The 8,821-nt window shown below is 73.3% G+C and carries 8 protein-coding genes; 2 read left to right on the top strand and 6 right to left on the bottom strand.

Annotated features, from left to right (window positions below; genetic code table 11):
• From G5C65_RS25190 to G5C65_RS25180, 3 genes are all read right to left on the bottom strand, one after another.
• Positions 1 to 879, bottom strand: an 879-nt coding sequence (locus tag G5C65_RS25190; protein WP_165301216.1) for a sensor histidine kinase, incomplete at its 3' end; no start/stop codon positions are given.
• Between the two features lie 200 nt (positions 880 to 1,079).
• Positions 1,080 to 2,186: an endonuclease/exonuclease/phosphatase family protein gene (locus G5C65_RS25185; RefSeq protein ID WP_165301215.1), complete on the bottom strand. Its 1,107-nt coding sequence runs from the start codon at positions 2,184 to 2,186 to the stop codon at positions 1,080 to 1,082.
• Positions 2,187 to 2,201: 15 nt separating this feature from the next.
• Complete coding sequence (locus tag G5C65_RS25180) at positions 2,202 to 2,972, bottom strand: IclR family transcriptional regulator (RefSeq protein WP_165301214.1); 771 nt, start codon at positions 2,970 to 2,972, stop codon at positions 2,202 to 2,204.
• A 132-nt stretch (positions 2,973 to 3,104) separates the two neighbouring features.
• Here G5C65_RS25180 and G5C65_RS25175 point away from each other — a divergent pair, with 132 nt between their 5' ends.
• Entirely contained in the window at positions 3,105 to 4,634 is a 1,530-nt protein-coding gene (locus G5C65_RS25175; protein ID WP_165301217.1) for an aldehyde dehydrogenase family protein, read from the top strand.
• Positions 4,635 to 4,874: 240 nt separating this feature from the next.
• Positions 4,875 to 5,954 carry an aminotransferase class V-fold PLP-dependent enzyme gene (locus G5C65_RS25170; RefSeq protein ID WP_165301213.1) on the top strand — a complete coding sequence of 360 codons (1,080 nt, stop codon included), beginning with the start codon at positions 4,875 to 4,877 and terminating at the stop codon, positions 5,952 to 5,954.
• Positions 5,955 to 6,014: 60 nt separating this feature from the next.
• Here G5C65_RS25170 and thpD read toward each other — a convergent pair whose 3' ends face one another.
• The 3 genes from thpD to ectB all read right to left on the bottom strand — a co-directional run bounded on the left by thpD (position 6,015) and on the right by ectB (position 8,785).
• Positions 6,015 to 6,914, bottom strand: a complete 900-nt coding sequence (gene thpD / locus G5C65_RS25165; protein ID WP_165301212.1) for an ectoine hydroxylase — start codon at positions 6,912 to 6,914, stop codon at positions 6,015 to 6,017.
• A 78-nt stretch (positions 6,915 to 6,992) separates the two neighbouring features.
• Positions 6,993 to 7,403 carry an ectoine synthase gene (locus tag G5C65_RS25160; RefSeq protein WP_165301211.1) on the bottom strand — a complete coding sequence of 137 codons (411 nt, stop codon included), beginning with the start codon at positions 7,401 to 7,403 and terminating at the stop codon, positions 6,993 to 6,995.
• Between the two features lie 113 nt (positions 7,404 to 7,516).
• Complete coding sequence (gene ectB / locus G5C65_RS25155; protein WP_165301210.1) at positions 7,517 to 8,785, bottom strand: diaminobutyrate--2-oxoglutarate transaminase; 1,269 nt, start codon at positions 8,783 to 8,785, stop codon at positions 7,517 to 7,519.
• Positions 8,786 to 8,821: the final 36 nt, after the last annotated feature.

Here is an 8,821-nt window from a genome sequence, read left to right as displayed (position 1 = left end):
GCCCGCGCCCCCGCCCGCGGCGTCCGCACCGCCCCGCAGCACGCCGAGCACCGAGTCCAGCTCCGCCACCGCGCTCCGGCTGGTGTCCTCGATCGCCGCCAGCGCGCCCCGGACGAACGCCCGGTCCGCGTCCCGCGCGGAGTCGAGCAGCCGGCGCGCCGCGCTCGCCTGGAGGCCCACGGCGCTCAGCGCGTGGCCGACCGAGTCGTGCAGCTCGCGCGCGAGCCGGTTGCGGGACGCCAGCTCCGCGGTGCGTCGCTCGGCCGCCGCCAGCCGGTCCGCCGGGGTGGGGCCCAGCAGCGTGGGCGCCCAGTGCGCCAGCAGCGCGCCCACGCCGTACGCGCACAGCGTCAGCGCCGCCAGCATCGCCAGCCCGAGCAGCGGGGACGTCCACAGCAGGACGCCGCCGGAGCTGTGGCCCCAGCCCCAGTCGTTGTCCTGCAGCCACCCGGAGAACGGGAGGGCGATCAGCACCCCGGCCATGGGCGGTATGGCCAGCGTCGCGCCGCTCACCAGCGCGCCCAGCCCGGCGTGCAGGGTGAACCACACGGCCGTACGCCGTTTGGCCGCCCACGACTCGGCGGGCTCCGCCACCAGCACCCCGTCCGGCAGGCAGCACAGGGCCCGCGCGGTCGTCGCCTCCAGGGTGCGGATGAACGGGAACAGCGCGGTCGCGGCGACCAGCGGAAGCGACAGCCCGTACGCGAGGAACTGCCCGTCCATCGGGCCGCCGAAGGGCTGCACCTTCCTGCCCGTGACGCCGAGCACCACCGTCATCAGCAGGAAGTACGGCATCAGCAGCGCGCCGCCCTGCAGCAGATGGACCCAGCGCAGCCCGAGCCGCGGTCCCAGCCCTCGGCCCCGCAGCCGCAGCCGCATACGCGCCGCTCCTCTCGCTCTCCGTCCCGCACTGCCCCGGTGCACCGAGCACCGGCCCGGCCGGCGTCCACTGAGTGTGCCGGACCTGGGCGAGCAGGGCGGAGAGCGGGGAGTGCGTCGTGCCCCCACGCTCCCCGGTCAGCGCGCGGCGCGCCTCCTGCCCGGCGGTGAACCGCCTCCGCCGCGCGGGGGAGGCCCTCTCAGCCCACCGTCAGATCGGTGACCACGGCGCTGTGGTCGGAGTAGAACGGGCCGGGCTCGTGCTGCGGCAGCCGGCTGCCGACGGTGAACGACCGGACGGTGTGCAGCCGCGCTCCGCGCGCGAAGATGTAGTCGATCCTGTCCAGCGGCCCGCGCGCGCCGTGCCGCAGCGGGTTCCAGGTGCCGCCGGGCGCGGCGCACACATCGGGGTTGGCCTCCCGGTAGGTGTCGCGGAACCCCGCGGACGCGAGGAGGTCCGTCGCCCGCAGGCCGTACGCCAGCCCGTGGTGCCCGGCGCAGTGCGCCCACCGCTGCGACCAGTCGGAGGCCGGGACGGTGTTGAGGTCGCCCGCGAGCAGGACGGGCGAGCGGTCGTCGCCGAGGAGGGCGGGAAGCTGGGTGCGGACGATGTCCCGCAGCATCCGCGCCTGCGTGCGGCGCTCGGCCGCCGCGACGCGCGCCGGCGGGTGCGGCGGCCGCTCGCCCTTCCGTGCGGCCTTCACATTGGCGTTCACCAGGTGGCCGATCCAGGGCCGGGAGAAGTCGATCCAGGTGTCGACGAGGTTGACCCGCTGCCCGCCCGGCAGCTCGACGCGGGCGCCGCCGACGTTGAAGTCGGTGACGGTCCCGCCGCGCGGCCGGGGGAACGTCTCGGTCACCCGGTACCGGGTGAAGATCCACAGGTTGTCCTTGCCCTGGCCCCGCGGCCCCCGGGTGACCTGCACCGCGTGGTAGGCGCCCCGGCCCGCGCGCTCGGTGAGGGCGGTGCGGATGGCGCGGGCCGAGCCGTAGGTCTCGACGGCGAAGAAGACGTCCGGGGCGAGCGCGACGACCTGGTCGAGCAGCAGCGCGAGGTTCTTCCGGCCGCCCAGCGCCGCGTCCCGGCCGCCGTGGAAGATGTTCCAGGACACCACGCGGACCCGCTCCCCGCCCCGCCGCCACGGCGGCCCGTCGCCCGCCTCGGCGGCGGCCGGCGCGTGCGGTACGGCGGCGCAGACGAGGGCGGCGGCGAGGGCCGCGGCGACGCCGAACCGCGCCCGCCTGCGGGGAGCCCGCCGGGCCTGCCGGGGGCGGGACGCCGCTGCGGGCGGGACGCTGCTGTGCATCCTGTGATTGTGCGGTCACAGTCTGCGCGTGGCGTGGATCAGCCGTTCCCGCGCGTCGAAGAGGGCGTCCTTGATCATCTGCTCGTGTGCGGGGGTCAGCCGGGCCACCGGCACGGAGCAGCTGATCGCGTCCCGCGCGGGCGTGCGGTACGGGACGGCGACGCCGAAGCAGCGCAGCCCCAGGGTGTTCTCCTCGCGGTCGACCGCGTAGCCCTGCTCCCGCACGGTGTGCAGTTCCTCGATGAGCTTCTCGCGGTCGGTGAGGGTGTGCTCGGTGAGCTGCGCCAGGGTCTCCGGCAGGATCTTGCGCACCTGCTCGTCCGGGTACGTCGCCAGGAGGGCCTTGCCCAGCGAGGTGGAGTGCGCGGGCAGCCGCCGTCCGACCCGGGTGAAGGGGCGCAGGTAGTGCTGCGACTGACGGGTGGCGAGGTAGACGACGTTGGTGCCGTCCAGGCGCGCCAGGTGGATGGTCTCCGTGGTGTCGTCCGACAGCCGGTCGAGGGTCGGCTTGGCCGCAGCGACCACTTCGTCCCCGTCGATGTACGAGGTGCCGACCAGCAGTGCGCGTACGCCGATGCCGTACCGCGTCCCCGTCGCGTCCGTCTCCACCCAGCCCAGGTCCACCAGGGTGCGCAGCAGCATGTAGAGGCTCGACTTGGGATACCCGACGGCCTCCTGCACGGTGGCCAGGGCGTGCATGCCGGGCCGCCCGGCGAAGAACTCCAGCAGTTCCACCGTCCGCACGGCCGACTTGACCTGGGAACCGCCCGTCTCGCTAGCTGACATCGACCTTGACCCCTCTGTTCACGCCGCCATACAGTCCCTGCGGAATTCACTGACAGGGACGCTGTTCAGGATACCGAACAATGTCATGTCGCAGGCACGATCCGGCAGGAGGAATCGGTGGCAGCAGTACCAGTGTGGAGCGTTGACCCCCGGACCGGGAAGCAGCGCGAGCAGGTCGCCACCGAAGCCACGGCGGCCGATGTCGACATGGCGGTACGGACGGCCCACGCGGCTCTCCCCGCGCTCGCCGACCGCACGGCGCGCGTGGCACTGCTGCGCGCCTGCGCCGCGCAACTGGAAGCCGCGCGCGAGGAGATCGTACGGACCGCCGACGCGGAGAGCGCGCTGGGCACCGCCCGGCTGGACGGCGAGCTGAACCGGACGACGGGCCAACTGCGCGCTTTTGCGGACGAGATCGAGGACGGCGCCTACCTCGGCGTCATCATCGACCACGCCGACCCGTCGCTCGCCCCGCCCCGCCCCGACCTCAGGCGCTACAAGATCCCGCTCGGCGTCGTCGCCGTCTACGCCGCCTCCAACTTCCCGCTGGCCTTCTCCGTCCCCGGCGGCGACACCGCCAGCGCGCTCGCCGCCGGCTGCCCCGTCGTCGTCAAGGCGCACCCGGACCACCCGGCCACCTCCGCGCTGTGCGCCGGAGCGCTGCGTGCCGCCGCCGCGGAGTGCGGACTGCCCGAGGACACCGTCTCCGTCGTGTACGGCTTCGAGGCGGGCGTGGCACTGGTCGAGCACCCGCTGGTCGCCGCCGCCGGCTTCACCGGCTCGGTGCGCGGCGGGCGTGCGCTCTTCGACGCGGCGGCGGCCCGCGAGCGCCCCATCCCCTTCCACGGCGAACTCGGCTCCCTCAACCCCGTCCTCGTCACCGCGGCGGCGGCCGGGGAGCGCGCCGAGGAGATCGGCAAGGGGCTCGCCGGCTCCATGACCCTGGGCACCGGGCAGTTCTGCGTCAAGCCCGGCCTGGTCCTCGCCCCCGAGGGCGAGGCGGGCGACCGGCTGCTCGGTGTGCTGGCCGAGAGCGTCGGCGCGGTGGAGCCGGGGCCGCTGCTGGACGGGCGGATGCGGGAGGCGTTCCTCGCCGGCGTCGCCGAGCGCGCAGGGCTGGAGGGCGTGGAGGCGCCCGTGGCCGCCGGCCCGGGGCACGGCGGCGCGGACGACCGTACGGTCGGCGCGGGCGTGCTCACCGTCGCGGCCCGGCACCTGACCGGCAGCGGACCGCACGAGCGGCTGCTGGAAGAGTGCTTCGGCCCCGTCACCGTCGTCGCCCGCTACGCCGACGACGCCGAGGCCCGCGCGGTCCTCGCCCGGCTGCCCGGCAACCTGACCGCCACCGTGCACCTCGGCGACGCCGAGGCGGCGGGCGGCAGCGGCGCCGGGGCGGAGCTGGTCGCCGCGCTCACCCCGCTCGCCGGGCGCGTGCTCGTCAACGGCTGGCCCACCGGCGTCGCCGTCGCACCCGCGCAGCACCACGGCGGGCCCTATCCGGCGACCACCTCCACCTCGACGTCCGTCGGGGCCACGGCCATCGAGCGCTGGCTGCGGCCGGTGGCCTACCAGTCCACCCCCGAGCCGCTGCTGCCGCCCGAGCTGCGGGACGACAACCCGCTCGGACTGCCCCGCAGGGTGGACGGCCGCCGCGAGCCCTGACGCTCCGCGGGGGTTCTCGGGACGACCGGGCCGGGGCTGCCCCTGCCGGTGCGTCGCAGACCGCGGTGGTGGTGTGGCCGCGCGCGCAGTTCCCCGCGCCTCTGCGGGGCGCCAGGCGCGCCCCAGGCGGGGCATACCCTCCCCTTCCACCGCTCTGACCTGGGGGAATAAGGCGATCTTGGCGGTGCGGCAAGGGGAATTGTCATAGACGCGGCGGACGCCGGGGGCAAGACTGTCGGCATGGACGACAGCTTCGATCCCGGCACCCGCTCCCTGCTCGCCGCCGAGTTCCGCCCCGAGAGCACGTATCTGAACACCTCGTCGCACGGCCTGCTTCCCGCCCGTACGGTCGACGCCGTGCGCGACGCCGCCACCGGCATGGCCGCGGGCCGGGTCGACATGCCCGGCTACTTCGAGACCGCCGACCTGGCGCGCGCCTCCTTCGCCCGCCTGGTCGGCACCACGCCGGAGCGGGTGGCGCTCGGCAGCGCCGTCTCCGTGCACGTCGGACTGGTCGCCGCCGCGCTGCCCGGCGGGTCCGAGGTCCTGGTCTGCGACGGCGACTTCAGCTCCGTGGTCACCCCGTTCTCCGTCCGGGACGACATCAAGCTGCGCAGCGCACCCCTCGACCGGCTGGCCGAGTCCGTGGACCCCGCGACCACGCTCGTCGCGGTGAGCGCGGTGCAGTCGGCCGACGGACGGGTCACGGACCTGGCGGCCGTCCGGGAGGCGGCGCGGGGCGCCGGGGCGCGCGTCCTCGTCGACGCCACCCAGGCGGCCGGCTGGTTCCCGCTGTGCGCCGACGACTACGACTACGTGGTGTGCGCCGGCTACAAGTGGCTGCTCGGCCCGCGCGGCACCTGCTTCCTGGTCGTCTCCGAGGAGGCCCAGCAGGCGCGTGCCGTCCTTCCGCTCCAGGCGGGCTGGATGGCGGGGGAGCGGCCCTGGGAGAGCGTCTACGGGCCCGTGGAGCGGTTCGCGGCCGACGCGCGCCGCTACGACGTGAGCCCGCCGTTCCTGCCGTACCTCGGCGCGGCTCCCGCGCTCGCGCTGGTCGAGGAGATCGGTCCCGACGCCGTCGGCGCGCACAACCGCGCGCTGGCGCGCCGGTTCCGGGAGGGCCTCGCCCGGCTCGGCCACGAGCCCGTCCCCGGCGACTCCGCCGTCGCCGCCGTCCGGGGCCTCGACGGGGCCGCCGCGCGGCTGGCCGCCGCCGGCGTGACTCTCGCGGAGCGGGACGGCAATCTGCGCGCCTCCTTCCACCTGTACAACACCGAGGCGGACGTGGACCGGGCGCTCGACGCGCTGTCCGCCGGGTGAGGCGGACACGACACGGGGCGGGACGGCGGCTCCGTCCCGCCCCTCCCCGCCGTGTGCCGGCTACCGCACCGGAGTGAAGTCCCGCGCGCCGATGTACTCGGGGCGCCGGACGGGAGCCGCGAAGGGCTCCACGGCCTCGTTCTCCACGGAGTTGAAGACGAAGAAGATGTTGCTGCGCGGATACGGGGTGATGTTGTCCCCGCTGCCGTGCATCGTGTTGCAGTCGAACCACACGGCGGAGCCCGCCTTGCCGGTCCACTGGCCGATTCCGTACTGCTCGGAGAGCCGCACCAGCGCCTCGTTCGAGGGGATGCCCGCGTCCTGCATCTGCAGCGACCGCTTGTAGTTGTCCTTCGGCGTCGCGCCCTCGCAGCCGAGGTACGTCTTGTGGGAGCCCGGCATCAGCATCAGGCTGCCGTTGAACGCGTAGTTCTCGGTCAGGGCGATCGACAGGGAGACGGTGCGCATCCCCGCCAGGCCGTCCTCCGCGTGCCACGTCTCGAAGTCGGAGTGCCAGTAGAAGCCGCTGGCGCCGAAACCGGGCTTGACGTTGATGCGGGACTGGTGGATGTAGACGTCCGAGCCCAGGATCTGCCGGGCGCGGCCCACCACGCGCGGGTCCGACGCGACCTTCGCGAAGACCTCGCTGAGCTTGTGCACCTCGAACACGGAACGGATCTCGTTCGACTTCGGCTCGACGATGGACCGGGGGTCGGCCTTCACCTCGTCCGAGGTGGTCAGCCGCTCCAGCTCGGCCTGCAGCGCCGGGAGCTCCCCGGGCGCGAGCAGCTCGTCGAGTACCAGGAACCCGTCCCGCTCGAACGCCGACAGGTCGGTGGCCGTCATCGGCCCCGGTGTCCCCGGTTCGGACCAGACGACGGGATCCTCGCGGGCGATGAGGACCTCGCTGGTGCCTCGGGTGGGGTACCGGTCGGCGGTGCGCTCGGGTGCGGTCGTCATGAAGGTGCCTTCCTCTCCTGTTCTGTTGAAGGATCGCTGTCTTGTGGCGGGCCTTTCTGTGACCTCTGCTGCTTCTCGCTAGCTCTCGCTGGGCTCGGGCTCGGTGAGCAGGGGGTAGACCCCGTTCTCGTCGTGGTCCTCGCGGCCGGTGACCGGAGGGTTGAAGACACAGAGGCAGCGGAAATCCTCTTTGATCCGCATGGTGTGCCTTTCGTGCCCGTCTAGCAAGTACATGGTGCCCGGAGTGATGATGTGCTTCTCTCCGGTCTCGCGGTTGGTCAGCTCGGCCTCGCCCTCCACGCACACGACGGCCTCGATGTGGTTCGCGTACCACATGTCGGTCTCGGTGCCCGCGTAGAGCACCGTCTCGTGCAGCGAGAAGCCGACGCGCTCCTTCGCGAGCACGATGCGCTTGCTCTCCCAGGTGCCCGAGGCCGCCTTGACATGGCGGTCGGTGCCCTCGATGTCCTTGAAGGAACGAACGATCACTGTGTGAGGGTGCCTTTCTTCCGGCCCGGCGCGGGTTTCGTACGCGTTCGGGGTCCATTAAGGGGGCGGCCCGCCCCAGTGGCAGCCGGGGCGGGCCGGGTCGTGCGGGGGAGTCAGACGGTCTCGCGGACCGCCCTGGCGAGGATGCGCAGCCCCTCGTCCAGCTCCTCGGGGGTGATGGTCAGCGACGGGAGCAGCTTGACGACCTCGCTCTCCGGGCCCGAGGTCTCGATCAGCAGCCCCAGCTCGAAGGCGCGTTTGGCGACCGTGTTCGCGTGGCTCTTGGCGTGGAACTCCAGCCCCCACACCAGGCCGCGGCCGCGGAAGTCGGCGACCTCGGCGGCGTGTTCCTCGGCGATGGCGCGCAGCGCGGTCTCGACCTGCTCGCCGCGCTGCAGGGTCTGCTTCTCCATCTGGCCGTCGGTCCAGTAGGTCTCCAGCGCGGCGGTGGCCGTCACGAAGGCGGGGTTGTTGCCGCGGAAGGTGCCGTTGTGCTCGCCCGGCTCCCAGACGTCCAGCTCCGGCTTGAACAGCGCGAGCGCCAGCGGCAGCCCGTAGCCGCCGATCGACTTGGACAGGGTGATGATGTCCGGGGTGATGCCCGCCTCCTCGAAGGAGAAGAAGGCGCCGGTCCGGCCGCAGCCCATCTGGATGTCGTCGACGATCAGCAGCATGTCGTGCCGCTCGCACAGCTCGGCCAGCGCGCGCAGCCAGGAGGCCCGTGCGACGTTGATGCCGCCCTCGCCCTGCACCGTCTCGACGATCACGGCGGCGGGCTTGTTCAGCCCGGAGCCCTGGTCCTCCAGCAGCCGTTCGAACCAGATGAAGTCCGGGGTGGCGCCGTCCAGGTAGTCGTCGAACGGCATCGGGGTGCCGTGCACCAGCGGGATGCCGGCGCCCGCGCGCTTGAAGGCGTTGCCGGTGACGGCGAGCGAGCCCAGCGACATCCCGTGGAAGGCGTTGGTGAAGGACACGATCGCCTCGCGGCCCTTGACCTTGCGGGCCAGCTTCAGCGCCGCCTCCACGGCGTTCGTGCCCGTCGGGCCCGGGAACATCACCTTGTGGTTCATGCCGCGCGGCGCCAGCACCGTCTGCTGGAAGGTCTCCAGGAAGGCGCGCTTGGCGCTGGTGGACATGTCCAGGCCGTGCACGACGCCGTCGCGCTCCAGGTAGTCGAGCAGGGCGCGCTTGAGGACCGGGTTGTTGTGGCCGTAGTTGAGCGTGCCCGCTCCGGCGAAGAAGTCGAGGTAGCTGTGGCCGTCCTCGTCGTACATGTGCGCGCCCTGGGCGCGGTCGAAGATGGTGGGCCAGCCACGGCAGTAGCTGCGCACCTCCGACTCCACGGTCTCGAAGACGCTGAGATCCGGCTGGGTGATGGTCACTGCGTACTCCTGGGAGTGAGTCATGCGGGGGGAGAG

It is taken from the genome of Streptomyces boncukensis, assembly GCF_011045075.1.
Lineage (GTDB): Bacteria > Actinomycetota > Actinomycetes > Streptomycetales > Streptomycetaceae > Streptomyces > Streptomyces boncukensis.
The sequence above is the reverse complement of the archived record's forward strand: the minus strand, read 5'-3'. Positions and strand labels throughout refer to the sequence as shown.

Excerpts from the sequence above, each read along its gene's own strand:
- thpD (WP_165301212.1), bottom strand. The coding sequence starts at position 6,914 with ATGACGACCGCACCCGAGCGCACCGCCGACCGGTACCCCACCCGAGGC.
- G5C65_RS25185 (WP_165301215.1), bottom strand. The coding sequence starts at position 2,186 with ATGCACAGCAGCGTCCCGCCCGCAGCGGCGTCCCGCCCCCGGCAGGCC.
- G5C65_RS25180 (WP_165301214.1), bottom strand. The coding sequence starts at position 2,972 with ATGTCAGCTAGCGAGACGGGCGGTTCCCAGGTCAAGTCGGCCGTGCGG.
- G5C65_RS25170 (WP_165301213.1), top strand. The coding sequence starts at position 4,875 with ATGGACGACAGCTTCGATCCCGGCACCCGCTCCCTGCTCGCCGCCGAG.